General features: G+C 58.4%; 26 protein-coding genes. 9 read left to right on the top strand and 17 right to left on the bottom strand.

Annotation, left to right across the window (positions count from 1 at the left end; all coding sequences use genetic code 11):
• Positions 1 to 184: 184 nt before the first annotated feature.
• The 4 genes from leuA to AB4Z23_RS09195 all read right to left on the bottom strand — a co-directional run bounded on the left by leuA (position 185) and on the right by AB4Z23_RS09195 (position 4,626).
• The gene (leuA, locus tag AB4Z23_RS09210) at positions 185 to 1,894 is read right to left on the bottom strand and encodes a 2-isopropylmalate synthase (RefSeq protein ID WP_421477290.1); all 1,710 of its coding nucleotides are present in this window, start codon (positions 1,892 to 1,894) and stop codon (positions 185 to 187) included.
• A gap of 299 nt (positions 1,895 to 2,193) precedes the next feature.
• A complete protein-coding gene (locus AB4Z23_RS09205; protein WP_065659345.1) occupies positions 2,194 to 3,381 on the bottom strand; it encodes a benzoate/H(+) symporter BenE family transporter in 1,188 nt (395 codons plus the stop codon).
• A gap of 88 nt (positions 3,382 to 3,469) precedes the next feature.
• Positions 3,470 to 4,114, bottom strand: a complete 645-nt coding sequence (locus AB4Z23_RS09200; protein WP_421477292.1) for an NrsF family protein — start codon at positions 4,112 to 4,114, stop codon at positions 3,470 to 3,472.
• The gene (locus AB4Z23_RS09195) at positions 4,111 to 4,626 is read right to left on the bottom strand and encodes a sigma-70 family RNA polymerase sigma factor (protein WP_003513560.1); all 516 of its coding nucleotides are present in this window, start codon (positions 4,624 to 4,626) and stop codon (positions 4,111 to 4,113) included. Before AB4Z23_RS09195 ends, AB4Z23_RS09200 begins: the two co-directional genes overlap by 4 nt.
• Positions 4,627 to 4,844: 218 nt before the next feature.
• Here AB4Z23_RS09195 and AB4Z23_RS09190 point away from each other — a divergent pair, with 218 nt between their 5' ends.
• Positions 4,845 to 5,093, top strand: a complete 249-nt coding sequence (locus AB4Z23_RS09190; RefSeq protein ID WP_421477294.1) for a pentapeptide MXKDX repeat protein — start codon at positions 4,845 to 4,847, stop codon at positions 5,091 to 5,093.
• A 116-nt stretch (positions 5,094 to 5,209) separates the two neighbouring features.
• On the opposite strand, the gene AB4Z23_RS09185 is transcribed toward AB4Z23_RS09190, so the two are convergent.
• Entirely contained in the window at positions 5,210 to 5,791 is a 582-nt protein-coding gene (locus AB4Z23_RS09185; protein ID WP_003513567.1) for an ATP-dependent Clp protease proteolytic subunit, read from the bottom strand.
• A gap of 233 nt (positions 5,792 to 6,024) precedes the next feature.
• Here AB4Z23_RS09185 and AB4Z23_RS09180 point away from each other — a divergent pair, with 233 nt between their 5' ends.
• Both AB4Z23_RS09180 and AB4Z23_RS09175 read left to right on the top strand, forming a co-directional pair.
• Positions 6,025 to 6,615 carry a HupE/UreJ family protein gene (locus AB4Z23_RS09180; RefSeq protein WP_003513569.1) on the top strand — a complete coding sequence of 197 codons (591 nt, stop codon included), beginning with the start codon at positions 6,025 to 6,027 and terminating at the stop codon, positions 6,613 to 6,615.
• A gap of 100 nt (positions 6,616 to 6,715) precedes the next feature.
• Positions 6,716 to 7,471 (top strand): DUF2076 domain-containing protein, encoded by a 756-nt coding sequence (locus AB4Z23_RS09175; RefSeq protein ID WP_113292397.1) that lies wholly within the window; start codon positions 6,716 to 6,718, stop codon positions 7,469 to 7,471.
• 25 nt (positions 7,472 to 7,496) lie between these two features.
• Here AB4Z23_RS09175 and queF read toward each other — a convergent pair whose 3' ends face one another.
• The 4 genes from queF to AB4Z23_RS09155 all read right to left on the bottom strand — a co-directional run bounded on the left by queF (position 7,497) and on the right by AB4Z23_RS09155 (position 10,642).
• Entirely contained in the window at positions 7,497 to 7,961 is a 465-nt protein-coding gene (gene queF / locus AB4Z23_RS09170; protein WP_013636627.1) for a preQ(1) synthase, read from the bottom strand.
• Between the two features lie 17 nt (positions 7,962 to 7,978).
• Positions 7,979 to 8,881 (bottom strand): cation diffusion facilitator family transporter, encoded by a 903-nt coding sequence (locus tag AB4Z23_RS09165; protein WP_003513576.1) that lies wholly within the window; start codon positions 8,879 to 8,881, stop codon positions 7,979 to 7,981.
• A gap of 156 nt (positions 8,882 to 9,037) precedes the next feature.
• Positions 9,038 to 9,466: a glyoxalase superfamily protein gene (locus AB4Z23_RS09160; protein WP_013636628.1), complete on the bottom strand. Its 429-nt coding sequence runs from the start codon at positions 9,464 to 9,466 to the stop codon at positions 9,038 to 9,040.
• 69 nt (positions 9,467 to 9,535) lie between these two features.
• Positions 9,536 to 10,642, bottom strand: coding sequence for a branched-chain amino acid ABC transporter substrate-binding protein (locus tag AB4Z23_RS09155; protein WP_065662206.1), 1,107 nt, complete (start codon positions 10,640 to 10,642; stop codon positions 9,536 to 9,538).
• Between the two features lie 287 nt (positions 10,643 to 10,929).
• On the opposite strand from AB4Z23_RS09155, the gene AB4Z23_RS09150 reads away from it, so the two are divergent.
• Complete coding sequence (locus AB4Z23_RS09150) at positions 10,930 to 12,105, top strand: DUF3095 domain-containing protein (protein ID WP_441360068.1); 1,176 nt, start codon at positions 10,930 to 10,932, stop codon at positions 12,103 to 12,105.
• A 119-nt stretch (positions 12,106 to 12,224) separates the two neighbouring features.
• Here the strand turns inward: AB4Z23_RS09150 and AB4Z23_RS09145 are convergent, their stop codons facing one another.
• The 4 genes from AB4Z23_RS09145 to AB4Z23_RS09130 form a co-directional block, all read right to left on the bottom strand.
• Positions 12,225 to 12,548, bottom strand: coding sequence for an ArsR/SmtB family transcription factor (locus tag AB4Z23_RS09145; protein ID WP_003513586.1), 324 nt, complete (start codon positions 12,546 to 12,548; stop codon positions 12,225 to 12,227).
• 522 nt (positions 12,549 to 13,070) lie between these two features.
• Positions 13,071 to 14,117 (bottom strand): choline ABC transporter ATP-binding protein, encoded by a 1,047-nt coding sequence (gene choV, locus AB4Z23_RS09140; RefSeq protein ID WP_003513591.1) that lies wholly within the window; start codon positions 14,115 to 14,117, stop codon positions 13,071 to 13,073.
• Positions 14,114 to 14,965, bottom strand: a complete 852-nt coding sequence (gene choW / locus AB4Z23_RS09135; RefSeq protein WP_003513593.1) for a choline ABC transporter permease subunit — start codon at positions 14,963 to 14,965, stop codon at positions 14,114 to 14,116. Before choW ends, choV begins: the two co-directional genes overlap by 4 nt.
• Positions 14,966 to 15,258: 293 nt before the next feature.
• The gene (locus AB4Z23_RS09130; protein ID WP_233283658.1) at positions 15,259 to 16,161 is read right to left on the bottom strand and encodes a choline ABC transporter substrate-binding protein; all 903 of its coding nucleotides are present in this window, start codon (positions 16,159 to 16,161) and stop codon (positions 15,259 to 15,261) included.
• Between the two features lie 287 nt (positions 16,162 to 16,448).
• Here AB4Z23_RS09130 and AB4Z23_RS09125 point away from each other — a divergent pair, with 287 nt between their 5' ends.
• The 3 genes from AB4Z23_RS09125 (at position 16,449) to AB4Z23_RS09115 (ending at position 18,993) form a co-directional block, all read left to right on the top strand.
• Entirely contained in the window at positions 16,449 to 17,030 is a 582-nt protein-coding gene (locus tag AB4Z23_RS09125; RefSeq protein WP_111798790.1) for a thymidine kinase, read from the top strand.
• Positions 17,031 to 17,144: 114 nt separating this feature from the next.
• Positions 17,145 to 17,597: a pseudoazurin gene (locus tag AB4Z23_RS09120; RefSeq protein ID WP_003513601.1), complete on the top strand. Its 453-nt coding sequence runs from the start codon at positions 17,145 to 17,147 to the stop codon at positions 17,595 to 17,597.
• 238 nt (positions 17,598 to 17,835) lie between these two features.
• Positions 17,836 to 18,993 (top strand): DUF2333 family protein, encoded by a 1,158-nt coding sequence (locus AB4Z23_RS09115; RefSeq protein WP_421477298.1) that lies wholly within the window; start codon positions 17,836 to 17,838, stop codon positions 18,991 to 18,993.
• A gap of 26 nt (positions 18,994 to 19,019) precedes the next feature.
• On the opposite strand, the gene AB4Z23_RS09110 is transcribed toward AB4Z23_RS09115, so the two are convergent.
• The 3 genes from AB4Z23_RS09110 to AB4Z23_RS09100 form a co-directional block, all read right to left on the bottom strand.
• Entirely contained in the window at positions 19,020 to 19,736 is a 717-nt protein-coding gene (locus AB4Z23_RS09110; RefSeq protein ID WP_003513606.1) for a helix-turn-helix transcriptional regulator, read from the bottom strand.
• Between the two features lie 100 nt (positions 19,737 to 19,836).
• Positions 19,837 to 20,358 (bottom strand): TIGR00645 family protein, encoded by a 522-nt coding sequence (locus AB4Z23_RS09105; RefSeq protein ID WP_421477300.1) that lies wholly within the window; start codon positions 20,356 to 20,358, stop codon positions 19,837 to 19,839.
• Between the two features lie 249 nt (positions 20,359 to 20,607).
• Entirely contained in the window at positions 20,608 to 20,763 is a 156-nt protein-coding gene (locus AB4Z23_RS09100; RefSeq protein ID WP_162486086.1) for a hypothetical protein, read from the bottom strand.
• On the opposite strand from AB4Z23_RS09100, the gene AB4Z23_RS09095 reads away from it, so the two are divergent.
• Entirely contained in the window at positions 20,717 to 22,957 is a 2,241-nt protein-coding gene (locus tag AB4Z23_RS09095; protein ID WP_441360067.1) for a TonB-dependent hemoglobin/transferrin/lactoferrin family receptor, read from the top strand. The genes AB4Z23_RS09100 and AB4Z23_RS09095 overlap by 47 nt on opposite strands.
• A 55-nt stretch (positions 22,958 to 23,012) precedes the next feature.
• On the opposite strand, the gene AB4Z23_RS09090 is transcribed toward AB4Z23_RS09095, so the two are convergent.
• Positions 23,013 to 23,909, bottom strand: a complete 897-nt coding sequence (locus AB4Z23_RS09090; protein ID WP_441360066.1) for an extensin-like domain-containing protein — start codon at positions 23,907 to 23,909, stop codon at positions 23,013 to 23,015.
• 282 nt (positions 23,910 to 24,191) lie between these two features.
• On the opposite strand from AB4Z23_RS09090, the gene AB4Z23_RS09085 reads away from it, so the two are divergent.
• The gene (locus tag AB4Z23_RS09085; protein WP_421477306.1) at positions 24,192 to 26,381 is read left to right on the top strand and encodes an anthranilate synthase; all 2,190 of its coding nucleotides are present in this window, start codon (positions 24,192 to 24,194) and stop codon (positions 26,379 to 26,381) included.
• Positions 26,382 to 26,417: the final 36 nt, after the last annotated feature.

Genomic DNA, 26,417 nt, shown 5'->3' with positions numbered 1-26,417 from the left:
TCTGTGGCTCACCCCTCTGCCCTGCCGGGCATCTCCCCCACAAGGGGGGAGATCCGCAAGACGCTCTTTCGTCAATTCATTCTGAGCGTTGAGATGGGCGAGACCGTGCCTCAGGTCGATCTCTCCCTTTCGGGGGAGATGCCCGGCAGGGCAGAGGGGGTAGCCCCACCCCCAAACGCCAACTTTACTTAACCCGCTCTTCCAGCACCCGATTGGCCGCCGAAACAATCGCTTCCAGCGAAGCGCCAACAATATTCGTATTCACCCCGGCGCCGAACAATTTTCCGCCCGGATGCTCCATCTCAACATAGGCAATGGCGGAAGCATTGGACCCATGTTGCAGCGAATGCTCGGAATAGTCATTCACCGACAGATCGATGCCGAGATAGACCGACAGCGCATTGATGAACCCGTCGATAGGACCGGTGCCCTTGCCCTCGATGCGCTTCACCTCACCGTTATCGGTGATTTCGGCGGCGACAATGCGTACGCCCTTGAAATCGCCCGCCGGATAGGTGTGGTGATCGACGAACTTGATGCGCGCATTCGGCTGCGTCACGTAACGCTCAATGAAGCGCTCGTAGATGCGCTTGGCCGGCAGTTCCACACCCTCTTCATCGGTGATGCGCTGGATATCTTCGCGGAACTCCACCTGCAGGTTGCGCGGCAGGTTGATGCCGTAATCCTGCTGGAGAATATAGGCGATTCCGCCCTTGCCGGACTGCGAATTGATGCGGATGATCGCTTCGTAGGAGCGGCCGACATCCTTCGGATCGATCGGCAGATAGGGCACTTCCCATACCGGGTGATTGGCAACCTTGATCGCCTTCATACCCTTGTTGATCGCATCCTGATGCGAGCCGGAAAACGCCGTATAGACCAGTTCGCCGACATAAGGGTGGCGCTCGGGGATCGTCATCTCGTTCGAATATTCGTAGACCGCCTTGATGCGCTCAATATCGCGGCAATCCAGCTCAGGATCGACGCCCTGCGTATACATGTTCAGCGCCAGCGTCACGACGTCGACATTGCCGGTGCGCTCGCCATTGCCGAACAGCGTGCCCTCGACGCGGTCCGCACCGGCCATCAGAGCGAGCTCCGTCGCAGCGATGCCAGTGCCGCGGTCATTGTGCGGATGCAGCGAAATGATGACGTTTTCGCGATTGTCGATATTGCGGCACATCCATTCGATCTGGTCGGCATAGATGTTCGGCGTGGCCATTTCGACTGTGGAAGGCAGGTTCAGGATCAGCTTGTTATCCGCCGTCGGCTTCACCACCTCGACCACGGCATTGCAGATTTCCAGCGCCACTTCCAGCTCGGTGCCGGTAAAGCTTTCCGGAGAATATTCGAAGCGGAAACCGCCGCCGGCCTTGGCCGCCATGTCGGTGATCATCTTGGCGGCATCGACAGCAATCTGCTTGATGCCGTGTACATCCTTGCCGAATACCACGCGGCGCTGCAATTCCGAGGTGGAGTTGTAGAAGTGGATGATCGGCTTGTTGGCGCCTTCCAGCGCTTCGAAGGTGCGGGTGATCAGTTCTGGACGGCACTGCACCAGCACCTGCAGGGAAACATCCTCAGGCACATTGCCCTGCTCCACGCACCAGCGGGCAAAATCGAAGTCCGTCTGCGAAGCGGAAGGGAAACCGATCTCGATTTCCTTGAAGCCCATTTCGAGCAGCAGCTTGAACATGCGGGCCTTGCGGTCGTGGCCCATGGGGTTGACCAGCGACTGGTTGCCGTCACGCAGGTCCACCGAACACCAGATCGGTGCCTTGGTGATGGTCTTGCCCGGCCACGTGCGGTCAGGAATATTGATGGTCGGGTAAGGGCGATACTTGACGTTCGCGTCCGACATGCCTTTGGAAATATTGGTGATCTTTCCGTCCATTTCGCTTCCTCCTTGCGCATTCCGCGGGCTTCTCGAGCCATCGGCGGATGCGCGGCCCTCAAGGGCCTAAATCCAGTATAAAATGAGATTTCGAGATGAGGAGCGTTTGCGCCAGCGGGCTTTCGGCCGCCGGGCGCTCCTCACTGGACCCGGCAACCGCGTGTAAGGTCGAGGCTAAGAAGCGAGAGTGCACCGCACGGAGAGGCAATCGCAGAAATCTGCGCGCTCATGCCGGAAATGGTTGCGATGCTGTTGCTCATGGGCAAGCTTATAATCGGCGAAATATTTGGATGCAAGGGCTATTGTCTCTTCAATCCTTTTACGAAACCGGTCAAAGCCATCATCAACCCGCCACCGATCAGCCCCCAGAAGGCACCGGAGACACCGGCGAAGGAAAGGCCGGAGGCGGTGATGAGGAAGGTGATCGCCGCTGCCTCGCGTGTTTCCGGATCCTTGAAAGCCGCAACTGCAGAGCCGGAAAAGGCGCCCACCAGTGCAAGCCCCGCCACCGCCTGAATGAGGACAGGCGGCGCCAGTGCCACGAAAGCCGTGACCGCGCCCGCCAGCAGGCCGAAGACGATGTAGCCCACACCGCCGATGATCGCCGCCCAATAGCGCCGTTTCGGATCAGGATGGGCGTCCTCGCCAGCGCACATCGCCGCCGTAATCGCGGCAAGATTGACCGCATGACCGCCAAAGGGTGCGGAAAGCAGTGAGAAGAAGCCGGTCGCCGCGAAAAGCGGTCCGGGCTGCGGATCGTAGTGATTGACCTTCAACACTGCGATACCGGGAATATTCTGCGACGCCATGGTGACTATGAAGAGCGGCAGCGCGATGGAAATGACGGCGTGCAGGCTGAAGACGGGCGTTACCCACTCCATCGGAGGCGTCAGCGATTGCGCCACACGGTCAAGCGCCCCCGCCGGAATATCGACACCGAAGATCATCACCAGCACGAAAGCGGCGAGTGCCGCAGGCACGGCGAAAAGTCGTTTAAAGGCTCCCACCACGATCCAGGCAAGAATGATCGGCAATCCGAGCGCCGGGTTAAAGCCGATCGCCTTGATCGGCGCAAAACACAGGCCGATGATGACCCCGGAGAGCATGGCGTTGGCAAGTGGCGCTGGAATGGAGGCCACCGCCTTTCCGAGCGGCCGGAACAGGCCGGCAATGATAATCAATATGGCGCAGATGATGAACCCGCCCACGGCGGCCGGAAAACCGCCCTCGATCACGCCCGTGGTCGCCAGCAAGGCTGCACCAGGTGTCGACCATGCGATGCTGACAGGCATCCGCGTCGCGACTGAAAGCGCTATCGCGCAAACCCCCATCGCCACCGAAAGCGCCATCAGCCCAGACGCCGCCTCGAAATCCGTCGCACCGACAGCCTTCAGGCCCTGCAACACCACGGCGAAAGAACTGGCAAAGCCGACAAAGGCGGTCAGGCACCCCATGAACAGGCTTTGTACGGAAAAATCTTTCATCAACATGGCGGTTCCCGGATCTTCTCTTTCCCTTGAAGATCAAAAAACCCAACCGCTGGCAAGATGCCCGCAGGCTGAACAGGTACGCCTTTTACCAGCGCAGAAAACGCGAACCGGCAAAAGCGCCGATCAGGCCGGTGAGGACAATGCCAAGTGAATACCAGATCAGCACGAAAGCCATGCCGTTTTCGGTGCAGAACCAGGAATAAACCCAGGCTCCGGCTGCACCCGCCGCAATGCCAGCCACAAAACCTGCCAGGGCTGGATCAGCCGGGGCTGAGCGTTTGAGAACTGAAAAATTCGCCAGGAATACCGGAAGCGCGAAAGCGACGATCAAAAACGGGCAATGCAGTGCGGACGACCCCAGAACAAGCGTCCTGTAATTGTCCGGAAAGGCAAACCCCAGCTGTACGAGCGCTATCGCCGCCATCACAACGAAAATCACCGCAAGCCAAACGAAAAGGCAGCCGGTGTTCCCCTCGGGGCGGGTAAGGCGGCCGACGGCGAAAAACGCAGTCAGGGCCAGCAGGGCGTTATAGGCGGACTTGATCCAGAAACCCAGCTCGGTCAAGGCGTCGTGCATGTCGACCCGCGGCCCGAGAATTGCAAGCATCAGCAACAGCGAAACGCCAAGGCCGGGCAGGACGGCCAGCGCCAGCCGGCGCTCCAGTGACAAGGCAGGCACGGGCTTGAGGCCGCTTGCCAGTTGTTCAATGATGTCTTCCGTCTTCCTCACGTTTCGCCTCGCAACTTTGCCGCCAGCATTTTAAGCGTCCTGTGAATGCCGACCCTCGCCGCAAGCTCGGTCTGGCCGGATTTTTGGGCCGCTTCGGCGATTGACTGACCCTCGAGTTTCACCCTGCGAATGAGGTCGCGTTGCCGCTGCGGCAACTCGTCGAGCAACCGTTCCACATCCATACGTGCCGTGACCTGATCGACGGACGATCCCGCTTCCAGCGTCTCATCAAGTTCCACTTCCGAAAGCTGGCGCGCACCCCTGCCCCTGTAGTGATCGATGAGTTTGTAGCGCGCTATCGAAAAGAACCAGGCGGTAAACGGCCTTGCTCGATCATAGGTCTCGCGTTTGGCGTGAAGCGACAACAGGGTTTCCTGAACGAGATCTTCCACATCCCCCCGTGAAGCGGCCCTCATGCGCCGGTCGAAATAGGCTGTCAGCAGCCTGCGTAGGGCATGGAGCAAATGCCTGTAAGCGCCCTCGTCCCCATCGAGGGAACGCAGCATCAGCATTTTTAATGTCTCTTCCGAAAGGCTGCCTGTCATCGTCACTATCGGGTTATTCGCAATCGGCGGGATATTGTTACATAATGGCGTGAAAAGAATCTCGCCCGAATATGATGTCACAAACGCGTGAGCGTGTAACGACACACGGGCCCCCACCGAATGGACAATCGTGAGCCCCGGTGCAACGCCGGCGGACATTTAATGACGTCCAGAGGAGATCTTTCATGACCCGCATTTTCACCGCCATCGCCACCGCTTCCATGCTGTCTGTTCTTTCTTTCGCAGGCATCGCCCATGCCGACGGCATGAAGACCGATATGACGAAAATGCACAACGACACCATGAAGACGCAGACGATGAAAAAAGGCGACATGTCCATGGCATCCAAAAAGGACTGCATGCACAAGGCTGACATGGAAATGAACAAGATGAAAAAAGCCGACATGATGAAGACCTGCAACACGATGAAGTGATGCCGGCCGAACATTCAATGCACATGACCGGGAGCGGTACGTATCATCCGGCCTGAATGAAAAAAGCCAGTGCCGGTTTCCACCGGCACGGGCTCTCTCAACTAAAAATCAAAACCTTAAACTTCCGACTGGCTCTCGACGATCTTGCCGACGAGGCCGTAGCCCTTGGCTTCTTCAGCGCCGAGCCAGTAATCGCGATCGATGTCCTTGGCGATCTTTTCTTCGCTCTGGCCGGTGGCCTTGGCGAAGATCTTGATCAGGCGCTGGTTCATCTTGATGATTTCGCGGGCCTGGATTTCGATGTCGGATGCCATGCCGCGCGTGCCGCCGGAGGGCTGGTGCAGCAGGAAGCGGGTGTTCGGCAGGCAAAGGCGACGTTCCTTCGGCACCGAAACATAGATCAGCGCGCCAGCGGAAGCGACCCAGCCCGTACCGATGATATAAACCTTCGGCTTGATGAACTTGATCATGTCATGGATCGAATCACCCGATTCGACATGGCCGCCCGGCGAATTGACGTAAACGCGAATGTCGTCGTCGCTGGCGGCGGCAAGTGCCACGAGCTGCGTGCAGACCTTCTGCGCCAGTTCCTGCGTGATGCCACCATAGATGAAGATCGAACGCGACTTGAAAAGATTCGCTTCCGTTTCCTTGCCGATCGGCAGTTCCTTGCTCTTGTCGTCTTCGTCTTCGTTCATCAGCGGCTCTCCAGCGTAATTCATGCATGCCCTTCGGACATAGTGCGACTTGTTACGTAAGGCAATGAGCAAAAAAGGCAAGGTTTGCGCCCCAACAATAAACATCGCCCCCGGCAGATGACGCATGGACAGCCTCTCCGGGTTCGCGGTATCGTCAGGTCCTCATTGCAGTGCCGCCGATTGCGGGAATCCCAAGATCCCCTTGCTGGCGGCGATAATCAAAAGAGGGAATCATGCTGAAAAGACTAAGCCTTGCTGCCGCAGCGCTCGGCGCCACCGCCCTGCCCGCTTTCGCCCATTTGAACCCCGAAGAACACGGCTCCTTCATGGCTGGCGTCTCCCACCCCTTCTTCGGTGCGGATCATATTCTTGCAATGGTTGCCGTCGGTCTCTGGGCATCGCAGATCGCCATGGCGCAGAATGACCGCAAGGCGCTGTGGATCGTGCCTGCCGCCTTCGTCGGCACCATGGCCATTGGTTTCCTGATGGCCGTTTATGGCATCGGCCTTCCGTTTGTCGAACCGGCCATCCTGGCCTCCGTCATCGGCCTCGGCCTGCTGGTCACGATTGCTGCAAAGCTGCCGACGGCAGCCGCTGCGGCCGTGGTCGGCGCTTTTGCCCTTTTCCACGGCCATGCCCATGGCGGTGAACTCGGCAGCGCCGGCGCCCTGCAATTCGGCATCGGTTTCATGATAGCAACCGCGATCCTGCATCTCGCGGGCATCGTGCTTGGCCTGCGAATTGCCCGTTTCGGCTCGGCCGCAAGCCGTACCGCCGGCGCGCTGACGGCAATAGCGGGCCTTTCGCTTGCCTTCGGCGGGTGACGATCATTACCGAAATTTAAAGTTTCGGCCGCTTTGAAAAGCCTGAATTTGGACCTACCTCCTTATCGTTGATTTCCGCTTCACGGTAAGGAGGCATCATATGTCACCGGAAGAAAGCCAACTTCTCAAGGCCCTGTTCGACAGGACAAAAGCCGCATCCGCCACTCCGCGCGACCGCGAGGCGGAAATATTGATCGCAGATGCCGTGCGCGATCAGCCCGCAGCCCCCTATTATCTCGCCCAGGCGGTGATTGTTCAGGAAAAGGGTCTGGAAGCGGCAGCAGCACACATCCAACAGCTCGAAGACCGCATCCATGCGCTGGAAAGCGGTAATGCGGCCCCGCAAGCAGCCGCACAGGGTGGTTTTCTGAGTTCGATCTTCGGCACCGGCCAACAGCAATCACCTGCTCCGGCGCCCGTCTCGCCACCGCCCCAGACATCATGGCGCAACGATACCGCAGGCCAGACAGCCGGTCCCTGGGGCTCACCAGCAGGCCGCGCACCTGATCAGCAGCCCGGTGGCCTCTGGAGCCAGCAACCCGCAGGAGCCGGACGGTCCGGCGGCGGTTTCCTGCAAGGTGCGCTCGGCGCTGCTGCAGGTGTTGCCGGCGGCATGCTGCTCGCCAATTCGCTGAGCGGTATTTTCGGCAACCACGCATCGTCGCTCGGCATTGGCTCGCCATTCGGCGGCGGCAATCCGCTGGGCAACAATGCACCGGTCGAAGAAACCGTCATCAACAACTACTACGGCGACAGTTCCTCCCAGCCGGACAATAGTAACGATGTCCAGCAGGCCGACTACGACGACAGCGCCGATGACGATTTCGATCAAGGCGACGACGGGTCGTTCGCCTGAACGTTTTCAACCGTGAAAAGCCGGATCAGCCGCGGCCGCGATAGGTCGGCACACCCTGATCCGGCAACCACACGCCCTCGGGCACCGGTCCGGTCTGCCAGAAAACGTCAATCGGAATACCGCCGCGTGGATACCAGTAAGCGCCGATGCGCAGCCATTTCGGCTGCAACAGTTCCACCAGCCGCCTGGCGATATAGACCGAGCAATCCTCGTGAAATGCGCCGTGGTTGCGGAAGGATTGCAGGAACAGCTTCAGCGACTTCGATTCCACCAGAAAATCACCGGCAATATAGTCGATGACGATATGGGCGAAATCCGGCTGTCCGGTCATCGGGCAAAGCGAGGTGAATTCGGGTGCTGTGAACCGCACCACGTAATCGGTACCGGCATTGCCGTTCGGCACCTTTTCGAGAATGGCCTTTTCCGGGCTCTCGGGCGTATCGACCTTCGCGCCCAGCTGCGACAGGCTGGAAACATCCGTCACGGACATGGAAAACTCCTGCTTATTCAAACGATCACTTTGACGCCATGCGCCTTTTCGCCTTCCGGCTCAACGTGAATGGCAAGGCTGGCACCCGGTATGACTTCCCTTATGGCATCTTCAAGGCGGTCGCAAATATCGTGCGCCTCCCGCACCGTCATCGGGGCGGGAACAACGACGTGGAAATCGATGAAGGCGGCCGAACCGGCGCGGCGGGTTCTAAGATCATGCACGCCGATGATGCCGACGGAATTTTCGGCGATCGCCTTCTTGATCGCCTCGTCTTCTTCCGGTTCCACCGCCCGGTCCATCAACCCGCCGAGCGAATGCAAAATGACCTTCGATCCCTGGAACAGGATGTTGATGGCCACCAGAATGGCGAGCAACGGATCGAGAATGGCGTAACCCGTCAGAAGCGCCAGAACCAGGCCGACCAGCACGCCTGCCGACGTTACGACATCCGACATGATATGATGACCATCAGCCTTGAGGGCTGGTGAAGCGTATTTCCGGCCGACGCGGATAAGAATTGTCGCCCAGACGGCGTTGATGACGCCCGCTGACGCGTTGATGGCAAGACCGAGAACCGGCGCTTCCGGCAGCTTCGGGTTGAAGAGACCACCCCAGGCTTCCTGCACGATCAGAAGTGCGGCGACGACGATCAGCACGCCCTCGACGACAGCCGAGATATATTCCGCCTTGTGATGGCCGAACTGGTGATCGTCATCTGCGGGCTTCTGCGCATAACGGATGACGAAATAGGCAATGAAGGCCGCAACAACGTTGACGGTCGATTCCAGACCGTCCGACAGCAGCGCTACCGACCCTGTGACCCACCAAGCCACGAGCTTGAGGCCAAGCACGCCGAAAGAAAGTGGAATGCCCCAGAATGCGAGCTTCCTTACCAGTGCATTGCCTTCAGTGTTCATTTTTTGCCCCCGTGCGGATGCGAACGAATTGCAGAACTGACCGCCAAAACGCACGAACCGCGCGCACGGGGTCTCCGTGCACGCGGTTCGTTATTTGCGCTTCCTATCGTTCAAACCGCAGCCGAGGTCAAGACCCATGAGGTCACGTCGAAGACGTCACCCCTCGCTTTTCTGCTCACAGAAACGGATACGGTTGCCGAATGGATCGATGACTTCCATGACATCGCCCCAGGGCAGTTCCTCGACACCAGGCTTCAGGAAGCGGTAGTCTTTGCCCGCCAGCTCTTTTTGGAAGGCATGCACGCCGTGCATGGTGGCGAAGATATTGGAGCCCGGCGTCGCGTCGCCATGATGGCCGCTGAGGTGAAGCCCCATTCCAGCCCGCGAAACCTGCATGTAGAGCGGGAAGTTTTCGCCGAAGCGGTGTTCCCAGTCGACCTTGAAACCGAGAAAATCAACATAGAATTCCCGCGCCTTGGCCTCATCGAAAATTCTGAGAATCGGGAATATCCGCGCAAAGCCAATGTGAGGAAGGTTTTCCCCACCCGCCGCGCTTGCATCCCGGGCGTCCACGTCACTGCCCATTCTGCTTGCCCCTAGTCACGCAACGGAGATGGTACCGGCCGCAACGGATGCGGCCGGTACGCCTGATCCTTATTCGGCTGCGACGATCTTGCCGTCCTGCCACTTGTAGAGCGAGAAAGCCTGCGATGACAGGTCGCCACTCTCGCCATAGGTGACCTTGCCGATCGCCGTGGCGAAAGCGTCACCGCTCTTCAGAGCCGTGATTACCGCTTCGGAATCCTTTGCGCTTCCAGCCTTCTCGATGCCGGCCTTCAGCACTTCGACGGCAGCGTAAGCGTTAAGGGTAAAGGCTTCCGCAGGAATGTTGGCGGCCTTTAGAGCTTCGGCAGCAGCCTTGGAATCTTCGTTCTTCAGGGCGTCGGAGGCGTTGGTGAAGATCGTGCCTTCACCAGCCTTGGCACCGATGTTCCAGAACTCGCTGTTAGACAGGCCGTCACCGCCGATGACGGCAGCCTTGGCGCCGATATCGTTCAACTGACGCACCAGAAGACCGGCCTCCGGATGGTAACCGCCGAAATAGACGATATCGACATTTTCAGACTTGAGGCGGGCCGTCAGCGCGCCGAGATCCTTTTCGCCTGGTGTCAGCGCGTCATAGAGAACTTCGGTAACGCCACCGGCATTCAGCGTGGTCTTGAAGGCATCCGCCAGACCCTTACCGTAAGCGCCCTTGTCGTGAATGATGGCGACCTTCTTGTCCTTAAGCTTGGCAAGAACGTATTTCGCCGCAACTTCTGCCTGCTGGTCGTCCCGACCGCAAGTGCGGAAAACATTGGCAAGGCCACGGTTCGTCAGGCCCGGCGAGGTCGCCGTGGGGGTAATCATCAGGACACCGTTTTCAGCAAACACGTCCGATGCCGGAATGGCAACGCCTGACGTGACCGGACCGACGACGAAATGGATGCCCTCGGCAACCAGCTGGTTTGCGGCCGACACACCCTGCTTCGGCTCGCCACCATCGTCTGCGAGCTTCAGAACGACCTGCTCTCCGAGAATGCCGCCCTTCTTGTTGATTTCATTGACTGCCGTCTGGGCGCCGTTCTTGACCTGGTCGCCATAGGCGGCGACGGGACCGGTAAGCGGCGCAATCAGGCCGATGACGATTTCGGCATGGGCAAGCGGTGCGAATGCGAAGGACGCTGCAAGCGTCACGCTGGTCAATGTCTTCAGTTTCATCCTGGTGTCTCCTTGGAAATGGGGTCTCAGCCCCGATGAGCGCCTTGGGCGCCGACCGAATGAAACTTCGCGGACGCCTCCCGGCGAAAACCCGTTCCATTTTTGAATTCCGAGCCTTCATTTCAACTCATACGGAAGGTTTGATGGCTTATGCAAGTCACCTTTGCTGGATAAGGTCTATTCGCGGTAAATCTATCGTCAGGCCAGCCTCGATCGTGTCATCGAAACGGGCAAGCGCAACGGCGTAAACGCTTGGCGTTTGGTCGCCGCAGGAGGATAATGGCGGCATGATATCAGCAGATGACGAATTTCTGACGGGTCTGCCCGTCTTCCGACATTTCGAGGACGTGGCCGACCCGGCGCTTTATCGCGCCCTGCCGCCGGGATGGGCGCTGGCCATTGCCGATATCATCGATTCGACAGGGGCGATCGGCACCGGCAGATATAAGTCCGTCAACATGGCGGGCGCTGCGGTCATCTCAGGCATATCGAACAGCCTCGGGCGTCACGACCTGCCCTTCGTGTTCGGTGGCGATGGAGCCGCCGTTGCGGTGCCACCGAACGGGATATCCCTTGCGCGCACCGCCCTTTCGAACGTGCAGCGCTGGGTGAAGGACGATCTCGACCTTTCGATGCGTGTGGCGCTTGTTCCGGTAGAGGACATACGCAACAACGGCTTCGATGTGCGCGTCGCGCGCTTTCAGGCAAGCGAGGATGTTTCCTACGCCATGTTTTCGGGCGGCGGCAACAGCTGGGCCGAGGCGCGGATGAAGGAGGGGCAATATGCCCTGCCTACGGTTGCGACAGGCGGTCGGCCGGACCTGACCGGCCTTTCATGCCGCTGGAACCCCATTCCGGCAACCCATGGCAAGGTGGTGTCGATCATCGCCATGCCGGGACCCTCACTGGATATGCCGGCATTCCGCCAGCTGGTCATCGATCTCGTCGATCTGGCCACGCAGGACGCAAGACAAGGCCACCCCGTGCCGGAGGATGGGCCGAAACTGGGCTTCGTGCGGGAAGGCCTCGGTCTGGAAGCCAGGGCAGGTGCGGCCTATCACGATAGCTGGGGCAAGGTGCGCCGTTCGCTGCGCATTCTCGGCGAGAGCTTCCTCGTGAATTTCCTAGCCATGACGGGATTGTCGCTCGGACGGTTTAATGCGGATCGCTATCGGCGCTCGGTTGCCAGCAACACCGATTTCAGGAAATTCGACGATGGCCTGAAAATGACGGTTGATATCGACGCCGAGAGGCTCGAAAAGATCCGTGCGCGGCTGGAGCTGGGGCGCCTCTCCGGCACCTGCTATTTCGGCCTGCACGAGCAGGACGCCGCATTGATGACCTGTATCGTGCCCTCCCCGCTTTCGAAGGACCATATGCATTTCGTCGATGGTGCCGACGGTGGATATGCGGCTGCGGCAAGCCGCCTAAAGCAACAGATACAGGCTGCGTCTTCACCCTGAGTGGCGCGGGCGACTTTTCACCGCATTACATGCGAGCCAGACGCCAAAAAAAGAAAAAACCGGCGTCATGCGCCGGTTTCAACGGAATGGCACCGCCGGGCCGTGGGATGGCCGTTAGATCAAGCGGCAGCAGTCTTGCTGCTCTTCTGCACCTGGCAATAAATCTCCTCGAGGGAAGCGAGGATTTTTTTGACGGATTCGGAATTGCTGGAATAATAGATGGTCTGAGCATCCCGTCTTGTTTTCACCAGCCGCTGGGCACGCAATTTCGAAAGATGTTGCGAGAGCGCGGACTGGCTGAGACCAACTTGGGAGGCGAGAACACCGACCGGCACTTCCGTATCCACCAGCGTGCACAAGATCATCAGGCGCTTGGGATTTGCCATCGCTGAGAGCAAGTCTGCAGCGGCGATGCTATGTTCCGACAGAGATTGGTTATCCATACGCTCAAGTCTCCTGATGACAGTCGGAAAGACCGTCATGGTGGCTATTATAGGTGGTCCAAAAGGTGTTTTTTATAATTCAGTCGATACGTTGTATATACCTAAATCTTGCTTATATCGTGTCCCCCTCCAAGACTATTCTTCATTGATCATTTACCTGGACATCTTGATCAAATTTTCAGACTTTCGCCTGTTTTTCGTCATTTTAGCAACAAACTGCTACATTCTCAGTAGTATTTGGAGCAAAAAACAATCAAAAATTGAGCACACAAATCTTGTCTTCCAATGTCTGGCTTCGTGACCACTACCTTACACCACCTTAAATTTAGCAAGGAGGTACAGAATCTAGTTTTACTTTGCGCAATTTTCTCAAAGTTTGCAATATGCTTTTTATTCGTAATTATTTTAATGCATAACTTATAATGTCTTCGGTATTCTTTTTCTTTATACCAGCATTAGGTAATACAAAAAGGCCTTCCGGGGAGGAAGGACTTTCGTTTTCTCGACCAATGCGAGTGTTTCTCATTTCTTGCGGTGGCGAGTGAGGCCTGTCACAATTTCGTCTGCGGAAATCGTGCCTATAATTGCGCCATTATCGACAACACCGATCGCGCCGGAATGTTTCGAGAGCGCATCGAGGATATCGATAAGCGGCGATGTCGGACGGGCGGTGGCGGCCACGTTCAACCGGCCGTTTTGTTCGTCCACGCCTGGCTTCATCACGTCCGCGGCGGTCAGCATGGAGATCGGGTTCATGTTCTGCACGAAATCCGCGACATATTGCGTAGCCGGTTGCTTGACGATCTGCTGCGGCGTGCCGCACTGGATGATACGCCCGCCCTCCATCATGGCGATGCGGTTGCCGATGCGGAATGCCTCGTCTAGATCGTGACTGACGAAGAGGATGGTTTTCTTCAACCGGCTCTGGAACTCCAGAAGTTCGTCCTGAAGGCGGCTTCTGATGAGCGGGTCGAGCGCCGAGAACGGCTCGTCCATCAAGAGAATGGGCGCTCCGGTCGCGAAGGCGCGCGCCAGCCCCACGCGCTGCTGCATGCCGCCGGAAAGCTCCCCCACCTTGCGGTCAGCCCAGGCGGACAGGTTCACCAGCTCAAGCTGCTCGGCCACCATGCGCTTGCGCTCGGCTTCCGGCGTCCCGGAAAGCTCCAGCCCGAAACCGACATTGTCGGCAACGTTTCGCCAGGGCAGCAGGCCGAATTGCTGGAAGACCATCGAAACCGTATGCATGCGCAGATCGCGCAGCGCCTTCGCCGTCGCCCGATAGGGATCGACAAAACCGGACGCCGTCTTCACGCTGACATTGCCGCGCACCACAGGCGCCAGGCCGTTAACGGCCCTGAGCAGCGTCGATTTACCGGAGCCCGAAAGCCCCATGAGCACGAGTATCTCGCCCTCATTTACCGAAAGCGAGGCATTCGCAACGCCGAGGACCAGTCCGGTCTGCTCGTTGATCTCGTCACGCGTGCTGCCCTTGTCGATCAGCGCCAGCGCCGCCTCGGGCCGGTCGCCGAAGACGATATCGACATTTCCGAAGATGATTGCATCACTCATAGATCATGCTCCGTACCGGGAAGGCGGAAAAGTCGGTCGAGAACGATCGCCAATATGACGATGCACAACCCAGCTTCGAAACCCATGGCGATGTTGACGGTGTTCAATGCGCGTACCACCGGCACCCCCAGGCCGTTGGCTCCGACGAGGGCGGAAATGACCACCATCGAGAGCGAAAGCATGATCGTCTGGGTAAGACCCGCCATGATCTGCGGCGCAGCGAAGGGAAGCTCCACCTTGCGCAGAACCTGCGATGGCGTGGCACCGAAGGCGATGGCCGCTTCCACCAGCGCCGGCGGCGTCGAAACGATGCCGAGACGGGTCAGTCGCACGGGCGCGGGAATTGCGAAGATGACGGTGGCGATAAGCCCAGGAACCATGCCGAGGCCGAACAGCACTAGCGCCGGAATGAGATAGACGAAGGTCGGAATGGTCTGCATCAAATCCAGCACCGGGCGCATGCCGGCATAGATCCACTTGCGCCGCGCCGCCAGTATTCCAAGCGGTATGCCGATGATCATGCAGACGGCGCTGGAGGCGAGAACGAGCGCCAGCGTTTCCGTCGTCGCCTTCCAGTACCCCAGATTGATGATGAACAGCAGACCAAGCGCCGTAAAGACCGGCATACCGACCGACCGCCTCGTCCAGGCTGAAAGAGCCGTCACAATCGCGACGATGACCAGCGGATGCGGCGCCTGCAAAACGTAAAGCAGGGCGTTAATGACGCTTTGGAAAATGAAAGAAAGCCAATCGAAGAAAAAAGCGAGATTGCCGGTCAGCCAGTCAATGGCCTCCTTGGCATATCGGCCGACGGGCAGGCGGTTTTCAGGAGCGCTGAGCCATTCCACGGTAAGACAAGACCTTTCGTGAACCAGAGCAATTCCAGTAAAAATGCGTAACGGTTTTGGGCCCGGAATTGCAAAAAAATAAGAAGAACAGGCATTGAAGGTGATCCCGTTTCACCGGAAATGCCGCTAATGCAGAAACGACGGCCGGCAACAGCATTGCCGGACACCGGGATCGCGCGTGACCCCGGATGCGAGAAAAATTCGCGGACCGAGATCATGCAAAGGACATCGTAATTTCCTGCAGTATCCGGCCTGTTTAAAAGGTTAGGCCGGATACATGCGTTGTCTGCAACCTAGAGGCCCAAGGCCTTCTTGACGGCGGGCAAGGCGTCAGCGCTGCCATCCTTGGTCTTGACGTTGGCAAGCCAGGGTTCGATCGCGGCCGGGTTGGCCTTCAGCCAGGCAGTCGCCGCCGCTTCGCCCTCGAGGCCATCATTCAGGATCTTGCCCATGATCTCGTTTTCCATGGGCAGGGAGAATTCCAGGTTCTTGAGAAAGACGCCAACATTCGGGCATTCCTCGGTGTAACCCTTGCGGACATTGGTGTAGATCGTCGCACCGCCGAGATTGGGGCCGAAAACCTCGTCACCGCCGGTCAGATAGGTCAGCTTGAAATTCGTATTCATGGGATGCGGTTCCCAGCCGAGGAACACGATCGGTTCGCCGGATTTCCCCGCGCGGGCAACCTGCGACAGCATGCCCTGTTCGGAGGATTCGACCACCTCGAAACTCTTCAGCCCGAAGGTGTCCTTGGCGACCATGTCGAGGATCAGGCGGTTGCCGTCATTGCCGGGCTCGATGCCGTAGATCTTGCCGCCGAGATCGCCGCTATGGGCCGCGATATCCTTGAAATCCTTGATGCCGAGTTCAGCACCCTTGGCATTGGTCGCGAGCGTGTATTTGGCGCCGGTCAGGTTTTCACGCAGCGTTTCAACCGACTTGTCGTCGCGGTAAGGCGCGATATCGCCTTCCATGGTCGGCATCCAGTTGCCGAGGAAGACGTCGATGTCCTTGTTTTTCAGGGATGTATAGGTAACGGGCACCGAGAGAAGCTTGACGTCGGTTTCATAACCGAGGCTCTTCAGCAGCACCGTGGCAGTCGCTGTGGTGGCAGTGATGTCGGTCCAGCCCACATCGGAAAAACGAACCTTGCCACAACTTGCCGGCTCCGCAGCGCCGGCTGCATTGAACGTCATGACGGAGATTGCTGCGGCCAAAGCCAGACAGCGACTTCTATTTGCAAACATCGCTTGCTCCCTTTTTTTCGTTCCCTTGCCATTATCAATATCTGCCGGATACAATCAACTCGCGTGCATTTGCGTGCTTTGGCCCGCCGTTTGCGACACGACGATGAAAATCTCCGGCCATTTAGTCCGCGATACGGACAGCTGCGGCATGCGGAAATCTGTGTTTTTCCCGTTGCGGCACTTTTCAACCCGACCCTTCGCCGTCAAAAGACGCGAAGGTGTACAGGGAGTGGACGATGGCAAAACTCTATTTCAATTATGCGGCGATGAACGCCGGCAAGTCGACCATGTTGTTACAGGCATCCTATAATTATCACGAGCGCGGCATGCGCACGTTGATTTTCACGGCCGCCTTTGACAACCGGGCCGGCTTCGGCCGGGTCGCGTCACGCATCGGCCTGTCGTCCGACGCACGGACCTTCGACGCAAACACCGATATCTTCTCCGAAGTGGAGGCCCTGCATGCCGAAGCGCCCGTTGCCTGCGTTTTTATCGATGAAGCCAACTTCCTGTCCGAACACCATGTCTGGCAGCTTGCCGGTATTGCCGACCGGTTGAACATTCCGGTGATGGCCTACGGCCTGCGCACGGATTTTCAGGGCAAGCTTTTCCCGGCCTCCAGGGAACTGCTCGCCATTGCCGACGAGCTTCGCGAAATCCGCACCATCTGCCATTGCGGCCGCAAGGCGACGATGGTCGCCCGTTTCGACAATGAAGGAAATGTGGTCAAGGAAGGCGCGCAGATCGATGTCGGCGGCAACGAAAAATACGTCTCCTTCTGCCGCCGCCACTGGGTCGAAACGGTCAAGGGCGACTGACCGTCTGCGGCCGGTTGCCGCATTTGATTTTTCGCAAGGATGGCTCCCCTGCTCCTGCGCTAAGACCATGCGGACACATTCGCGTGGATGTGCTTTCTCTCAGGAGCAAAAGATATGCACAACAAAACTGCCACCGTCGCCAGCCTTGCCATCGCTGCTGCCCTCCTTGCCTTTCCCGCCCTGTCGGCCGAAATCGAGGTGAAGATGCTCAACAAGGGCAGCGATGGCCAGGCGATGGTCTTTGAACCGGCAACCGTCAAGGCAGCTGTCGGCGACGTCATTTCCTTCGTGCCCGTCGACAAGGGTCATGATGCGGCTGCAGTCAAGGAAATGCTTCCCGAGGGCGTTGCGGACTTCAAGGGCAAGATGAACGAGACGGTGAAACTGACCGTCGAGAAGGACGGCGCATACGTCGTCAAATGCACGCCGCATCTCGGCATGGGCATGGTCGCCCTCGTTGTGGTCGGCGATGCCGCACCGGCCAATCTGGATGCCATAAAGACCGGCAAGCTGCCGAAAAAGGCGCGGGAGCGGCTGGACGCCGAAATTGCCAAGCTCGGTCTGTAACCGCCTGTCACCTTGTTAAGGCGATACATGCTCCACGCGTAGTTCCGGAACACGGGAACGACCCGCGCGGACCGCAGGTTGAGAAAAGTTTCGCAATCATGTTGTATCCCGGTGGGTAGGGACATATCTGGAAGACAGTAAACGACCGCGGTTGTTGCGAAGCGCCAAAAGGCGCATGGCCGAACCGCGGTTGTTCCTTCCGGCGTTCAGCCCCACGGGCAGAGGAGACTATGACGACATGATCGACCGGATAACCGCTTTGATTCAGGCAGCCTTCAACGCCATCGGCAAGGCCGCCGGTCTCGTCGTCGCCTGGCTTCTGTGGCCTTTCATGGCCGCCCACGGCTGGTATCGCGACCGCAACTGGATCATCAAGGGTCCGATCGCTCTGGTGCTCATCCTTCTGGCCGGCTTTTACGGATACTTCTTCTGGCAAACGCAGGTCTGGACGAATTTCGACCCGGATTATATTTCCCGTTACAAGCTTGCCGAACGCACGGTGCCGCCCGGGCAGGAATTGCCGGCTGCAACACCCACGGCCACCGCCGGCGCCACCGGTGCTGCCGCAAACACCTCCGCACCGGTATGCCAGCGCTCGGCTATCGTCGATGCTGCCGCCGATCTTACCGATTTCAACGTCAATCAGAATGCATGGATTTCCTCCATGCTGCTCTATCGTCTCGGCCTTTTCGGCGTGGACTGGGACAGCACGCCATTTCTGGACAACAAGGCGTCCTTCCAGCGCGGCGTGAATCAGGCGGTGCGCCGCACCGCGGTGGAACTGGTGGATACGCTCGGTCGCGTTCGCGGAACCTCCGGTATCAACAACAATCTCCAGGAAGCGCGCGGGAACATGCAGTTCAGCGAATATTCCTGGTATTTCGGCCTCGATCCGTTTGGCCCCAAAACACCGACACCGAGCTACTATCGCGCCGCCATCCGCAGCTTCCAGGCATTTAACGGTGAACTCACCGCCTGCAAGGCCGTCTTCGATACCCGCGCCGATAACCTCATCCAGTTCATCGACCGCATTGCCGGCGATATCGGTTCGACATCGGCCATTCTGCGCGAGCGTTCGGAAAACTATAATGGCGGCTGGTTCGACACTCGCGCCGACGACCGTTTCTGGTTCGCCTATGGCCAGCTCTATGGTTATTACGGCGTGCTGTCGGCAGCCGGATCGGACTTCGCGCAGGTTATTCGCGAACGCAATCTGACCAATCTGTGGAATGACACTCTGGGGCAGACCCGTGCGGCGCTACGCATCCAGCCGGCAATCATTTCCAACGGCGACGAAAGCGGTTGGATCATGCCCTCGCACCTTGCCACCATGGGATTTTACGTTCTGCGCGTTCGCTCCAACCTCGTCGAGCTTCGCTCCGTTCTCGACAGGTAAGGCAACAGCTTGGACCGGCATGAAAATCAGCTTATCAGGCCAAGGCGTATCGTCTTGGCCACCAGCTGCGCGCGGTTGACGCAATCCAGCTTGCGAATGGCGTTGTTCATATAGGTATTGACGGTGTGCTCCGAGATGGACAGAAGCTCGGCAATCTCCACGGAGGTCTTGCCCTGCGCAGTCCAGCGAACCACGTCGAGTTCCCGCTTCGTCAGTGGTGAGGGGAGTTTTGAGCCTGCGCGACAAAGCCGGTCATAGGCCTCCAGGGCGTGAAGGGCGATCATGCACAGCTCGTTCAGCGAACCCTGCGACAGGACATCGCAATCGCCCGCGAAATTCATCAGATGCCGGTTTCCGTCCATGCCGTTCACCGGCACCAGAAGACCGGAAGTGATGCCCATGCCGCGCAGCAGGGTTGAGACTTCCAACAGCGAGCCGGAGTTGATGTCCTTATCGTCAAGAGACCAGTATTGCGGCATCATCGATGAAGCGCCGCGCTTTATGACGGGGCAATCTGCAAGTTCACCGTCCCGGGTCATCGCATTCACCACCCACACCGGCAGGCTGCTTTCCACCACTATCGGCAGGGCATAGGCATTGCGAATGCTCGGCAGCTTCAGCAACGTCACGTAGGAATAACTGAACGCCTGCATCACCTGCTGCAGCGCCGCCAGCCATTGGGGTCTGTCAATGGCAGCCGAAAGGTCGCGGCAAAGTCTGGCCTGGCGCTCCGTCTTTGGCATTCAGGCGCCACCCGGCGGTGGGCGCAGGACACCCAGAAGCGACGACCAGGCGGCATGGGCAAACAGTGTTGCAACCTTCATATCGGGCGGACCACCTTGACTAAAGTGCCGGTTTTTCGGGTTTATCCTTCGGCTTGGCCATCAATTTCTCCAGGAAACCGAGCATGACCGCCGAGACGACAAAGGCCAGATGGATGATGGTGAACCACATCAACTGGCTGTCCGTATACTGACTGGCGTTGAGGAATATCTGTAGCAGGTGGATCGACGAAATCGCCACAATCGACGATGCGACCTTGATTTTCAGGCTGCCGGCATCAAGCTTGCCCAGAAATGAAACCTCGTCATCCGCCTCATCGAAACGGCTGACGAAATTCTCATAGCCGGAGATCATCACCATGACGATAAGGCTCGCGACCAGCGCCGCATCGATCAGCCCGAGCATGGCGAGGATCATGTCCGATTCGTCGTAAGTGAAAACGTTTTTGGCGACCTTCAGGAACTTCAGCGCGAAGGAAAATGCATAAACCGCCAGCGCCGCGACGAGCCCGAGATAAAACACGACGAGCAGCCAGCGGCTGGAGAGAATGATCCGCTCGACGAGCAGTTCAAGTGACTTCATTTCCGTATCCGATTACTTTTTTGTATATTGTTGGAGCATGCATTCTTCCGCCATCTAAACTGGCTGCGAATATCCTAGCAAGCGTCAATGTCGGGACTTTGGCCGGAACCCGGCATTTTCGGGCCTCTCCACCGGTCCGAATGCAGTCTCACGGAGCGTCACATTTTTGCCACGCACCGTTATGCTTTAAAACATGATGATAAAAGTCATATATAATATGTTGACAGTTATGATCATGTTTTTTAGTCCTCAGCAATCGGCTTGCCCGTAACAAATCAAAACAGTTTCAGCCGCGACAGCAAGCGCGGCGCGTTTTTGCGCGCCATAGCTTCTGCGCGCGCCTATCCGGGGGTATTTAATGTCCATCTCGCGCACACATTCGGCGCTGTTTTTGTGCACTGCCATGTCTCTTCTGCCCTTTGCCGGACCTGCGCAATCGCAGGATGCCGCGTCGCAGACGAACGACACCACCACGCTGGAGAAGATCGTGGTCAAAGGCAAGCGCGTCAAAAGCGCGAATGCAGCCGCCGACACACCGCTTGCAAGCCAGACGACGGCGGAAGACATCAGGAAGAAAGACATCGGCAGCATCAAGGACCTCGGAAACTCCACCGAGCCGGGCGTCGATTATGTGGATGCCAAGCCCGGCAGGCCCGGCGGCCTGTTCATTCGCGGTCTGGGCGGCGCCCGTGTCGTGACCCTGATCGACAATATTCCCGTTCCCTTCTTCAACAATTTCGCCCGTCAGGGACAGGCCACGACGACCCTGAGTGATACCAGTTCGAGCTTTGATTTTTCATCGCTTTCCACGGTTGACGTTGTACGCGGCGCCGATTCCAGCCGCATCGGTTCCGGCCCCCTTGGCGGCGCACTCGTTCTGCGCACGCTTGAGCCGGAAGACCTGATCGGTGAAGGCAAGGACTGGGGCGGTGTTGCCAAGACCACCTATGACAGCGAGGACAGAAGCGTCGGCGGATCGCTCGCCGTTGCAAAGAAGATCGAAAACACCTCGGTTCTGTTCCAGGGCTCCTACAAGCGCGGCAACGAAACGGACAATAAGGGCTTCGCCGATATCTACGGAACCCGCCGCACCAAGCCCAACCCGGCAGATACCTACGAAAGCAACCTGATGTTCAAAATCCGCCAGGATCTGGAAGGCGGCCACCGCATCGGACTTACGGCCGAGCGTTATTCATTGAGAGATCGCAGCGACATGCGAACCCTGCAAGGCGTCAGCGTATCGGGATCGACTTACCGTATTGGCGACTACAGCGGCTACGAGGATACGGAGCGCGACCGCGTATCGCTCGATTACGAATATGAAGCGCCGTCGACAGACAGCCTGATCGATGCAGCCAATCTGTCGCTCTACTGGACGCGCCTCTCCAAGGAATCCGGCGCTGGCAACCGGCTGACCAACAACTCGCTCTATATCCGCGAAGACAGCATGCGCAACAGCGCTTTCGGCATCGTCGGCGGCCTTGAATCCGGCTTCGAACTCGGCGGCGTGCAGCACACCGTGCGCTTCGGCGGCAACGCCATGACAACCGATTTCAGCCAGGCACTTTATGCCAACACAGGCGGAGTGACCTCATCGTCACAGTCGGACATGCCTGACGTGAGCGGCAAGAGCCTTGGCCTCTATCTCGATGACGAAATCGCGTTTGGAAACGGTTTCCGGCTCACCCCCGGCCTGCGCTTCGATTCCTACGATTACGATCCGGATGGCTCGGTATCCAGCAACAGCGGTTACAACACCTTCGGCCTGCCAAGCGGCAATAGCGGTTCGCGCTTCTCGCCGAAGCTGCTCGCGACATACGACGTGACGCCGGAATTGCAGCTCTTCGCACAATGGTCGATGGCCTATCGCGCTCCGACCATCAACGAGCTTTATCTGAACTTCTCGAATATCAGCTCCGGTTATGCCGTGGTCGGCAACTCCGCACTCAACCCCGAAACCAGCAACGGCTTTGAAATCGGCGCCAATTACGCATCCGGCGATCTGACGGGGAGCCTGACGCTGTTCCACAACAAGTACAAGAACTTCATCGAGCAATACACGACCTCGACGACGCTGTTCCCCGGCTTCGGCGGCAGGGGCAACGGATCGCTCTTCACCTATCGCAACCGCAACAATGTTGAAATCTCCGGCGTGGAAGCCAAGGTCCGCAAGGAACTCGCAAACGGCTTCTTCGCCCATGCGTCGCTTGCTTATGCTTATGGCAAAGACACAGACAGCAACGAATTCATCCGCACGGTGGCGCCGTTCAAGTCCGTCCTCGGCGTCGGCTACGCACAGGAGACATGGGGCACGGAATTCACCGGCATCTTCTCCTCGCATATGCGTGACGACAAGGTGGCCACAACCTACGACGCACCCGGTTACGGCATCTTCAACCTGACCGGCTGGTGGGAACCGGAACAGACCAAGGGCCTGCGTATTCAGGCCGGCGTCTACAACCTGTTCGACAAGCAATACTGGAACGCCGTCGGCGTTCGTGACGTCAACCCGAATGCCGTCAGCACCGTCAACCAGCCTGTCGACTTCTATACGGAAGCGGGACGCACCTTCAAAATCTCTCTGACCCAGAAATTCTAAACCCGGTCGGAACATCATCTCCAGTCGGGGCGGCCTTCGGGTCGCCCCCTTTTTATCAGCGGCAGTAGAGATAACCTCCCTTTCGCTCCAGCACGTCGAGATGCAGGTGATCCTGATGGGTCGCGTCGCTGCCGGGGGAAAGAACGGTTCGGAAGAACAGGCAGGCGGCGGCTGTGAACGTCCGCTGGAAGGCACCTTCCATCGTTCCATCCTCGCCGCGCGGCTTCATCACCAGCGGATCGCCCTTGTCAAAGGAAATGGTGGAAATGTCGACAGCATTGCCCTTGGCATGTTCGGAAATCTTGCCGGTTTCGGCACTGTTGCGGTTGCGGCAAATATAGGTCGAGGCATTTGCAATCGCCGTTACCTTTTTGTCCGGCAGGGCGAGAGCCGCAGCCGGCAGCATCATCTCCTTTGTCCAGCGCGATAGCGCAAGGGCCGTTTCGCAGCGCATGGTGCCAGACGGTTCAAGCTTGATGCCCGGCAGCACCACGGAAAGCTCGATCGGCGCTTCGATACCGCACCCCTGCTCTTCGTCGCGGATCGGCTCGAGCTCTTTGAATTCCGCGCCGATTTCCTTCAATGCGCCAAGGCAGGCCTGAAGCTCTGCCGGGTCTTCCGGCTTCACAGGCTCCGGCGGTTTTTCCTCGGGTTTCGTTGCTTCGACAGCCGGAGCTACCGTCTCACCGCCGTTTTGCCCCTTGTCGTCTTTCTTCTTGTCCTCGGCACCCTTCCCTTCCGCGTCGGATTTTCCTTCTTCAGGCGGTTGCGGCTTGGGGGTCGGCTTCGGTGTGTCTTCGGGCGTCTGCGCGCCCTTATCGGCCGGCTTTTCCGTTGTGGCGGGTGCTCGCTGTTCGCCAGGCTTCGGCTGTGGCACCGGCACCTGTGGCGGCGGTTCGGAAGCGGAAATAAGAGCGAGACTCGTCATCAGAAGACACAGGCGATGAAGCATTTTCCGGGGCACTCCTGACTGTTTCGGCAGGACAGGAACGCAACTCGCGCCGGTAAGGTTCATTCCGTCGCCGGAATCCGCTTGCCAAGGCGAATTGTGCAGGCTAACAATTTTCCCATGAACATCGTGTCTATGAACATTGCTAACTGGTGGTGGAGCAGCTTTACGCGGCCTTGACCAGTCATGTCTTCAGACAAAGTCCAAGCCGCCCGAATTTTCAGGCGGCTTTTTTGTTATTCTGCCGCCTGTCATCGGGCCTGAAAAACGGGAAGTGCGAAAGAAATGGTAACGATCATTCAGGATGACGGAGCGGAAACCTACGAGACGAAAGGCGGCATAAAGGTCAGCCGAAAGCGTCGCGCCGCCGAATATGCCAGCGCCATCGACAACTACATCGAAAAGCTCGATGCCCATCGCGGCGCGGTTTTCTCGTCCAACTACGAATATCCGGGCCGCTACACGCGCTGGGATACGGCCATCATCGATCCGCCGCTCGGCATTTCCTGCTTCGGTCGCCAGATGTGGATCGAAGCATATAACGGTCGCGGCGAAGTACTGCTCGACTTCATCACCGAAAAGCTGAAGGCGACGCCCGATCTGACGCTTGGCGCATCCTCCGTCCGCCGTCTCGACCTCACGGTCAACGAGCCGGACCGCGTCTTTACAGAAGAAGAACGCTCGAAAATCCCGACCGTCTTCACGGCGCTGCGCGCCATCGTCGACCTGTTCTATTCGAATGCGGATTCGGCCATCGGCCTGTTCGGCGCCTTCGGTTACGATCTCGCTTTCCAGTTCGACGCGATCAAGCTTTCGCTCGCGCGCCCGGAAGACCAGCGCGACATGGTGCTGTATCTGCCCGACGAAATTCTCGTCGTGGACCATTATTCCGCCAAGGCCTGGATCGACCGTTACGATTTCGAGAAGGACGGTGTAACGACGGACGGCAAGTCCTCAGAGATCGCGCCCGATCCCTTCAAGACCACCGACACGATCCCGCTCAAGGGCGATCACCGTCCCGGCGAATATTCCGAGCTGGTGGTGAAGGCCAAGGAAAGCTTCCGACGCGGCGATCTGTTCGAGGTCGTTCCCGGCCAGAAGTTCATGGAGCGCTGCGAAAGCAATCCATCGGCGATCTCCCGCCGCCTGAAGGCGATCAACCCCTCGCCCTATTCCTTCTTCATCAATCTCGGTCATCAGGAATATCTGGTCGGTGCTTCGCCGGAAATGTTCGTGCGAGTCTCCGGCCGTCGCATTGAGACCTGCCCGATTTCAGGCACCATCAAGCGTGGCGACGACCCGATTGCCGACAGCGAGCAGATCCTGAAGCTGCTGAATTCGAAGAAGGACGAGTCCGAACTGACCATGTGCTCGGATGTGGACCGCAACGACAAGAGCCGCGTCTGCGAGCCGGGTTCGGTGAAGGTCATCGGCCGCCGCCAGATCGAGATGTATTCGCGCCTCATCCACACGGTCGACCACATCGAGGGCCGTCTGCGCGACGACATGGATGCCTTCGATGGCTTCCTCAGCCACGCCTGGGCCGTCACCGTCACTGGCGCACCGAAGCTCTGGGCCATGCGCTTCATTGAAAGCCATGAGAAGAGCCCGCGCGCCTGGTATGGCGGTGCAATCGGCATGGTCGGTTTCAACGGCGACATGAATACCGGGCTTACGCTGCGCACCATCCGTATCAAGGATGGCATCGCGGAAGTCCGCGCCGGTGCGACGCTTCTCAATGATTCCAATCCGCAGGAAGAAGAAGCCGAAACCGAACTGAAGGCATCCGCCATGATCGCGGCCATTCGCGATGCAAAAGCCACAAACTCGGCCGCCACCAAGCGCGATGCCGCCAAGGTGGGCACCGGCGTCAAGATCCTGCTGGTCGATCACGAAGACAGTTTCGTGCACACGCTGGCGAATTATTTCCGCCAGACGGGCGCCACGGTTTCCACCGTCAGAACGCCGGTCGCAGCGGAAGTCTTCGACCGCTTCCAGCCCGATCTCGTCGTGCTTTCGCCCGGACCGGGCAGCCCGACGGATTTCGACTGCAAGGCGACGATCAAGGCCGCCCGCGCCCGCGAGTTGCCGATCTTCGGCGTGTGCCTCGGTCTTCAGGCGCTGGCGGAAGCCTATGGCGGCGAACTTCGCCAACTTGCGGTACCAATGCACGGCAAGCCCTCACGCATCCGCGTGCTGGAGCCAGGCCTGGTCTTCTCCGGTCTCGGCAAGGAAGTGACCGTCGGTCGCTACCATTCGATCTTCGCCGACCCTTCCACCCTTCCGCGTGATTTCATCATCACCGCTGAAAGTGAAGACGGCACGATCATGGGCATCGAACACGCCAAGGAACCGGTAGCCGCCGTTCAGTTCCACCCGGAATCGATCATGACTCTCGGCCAGGATGCCGGCATGCGCATGATCGAGAACGTCGTGGTGCATCTCACCCGCAAGGCGAAAACCAAGGCAGCGTAAACATCCTGCATCGGCGGCGTCACTTCGGCGCCGCCG

The organism is Agrobacterium sp. MCAB5 (assembly GCF_052114365.1).
Lineage (GTDB): Bacteria > Pseudomonadota > Alphaproteobacteria > Rhizobiales > Rhizobiaceae > Agrobacterium > Agrobacterium tumefaciens.
This window is presented reverse-complemented; position numbering and strand designations above follow the sequence as displayed.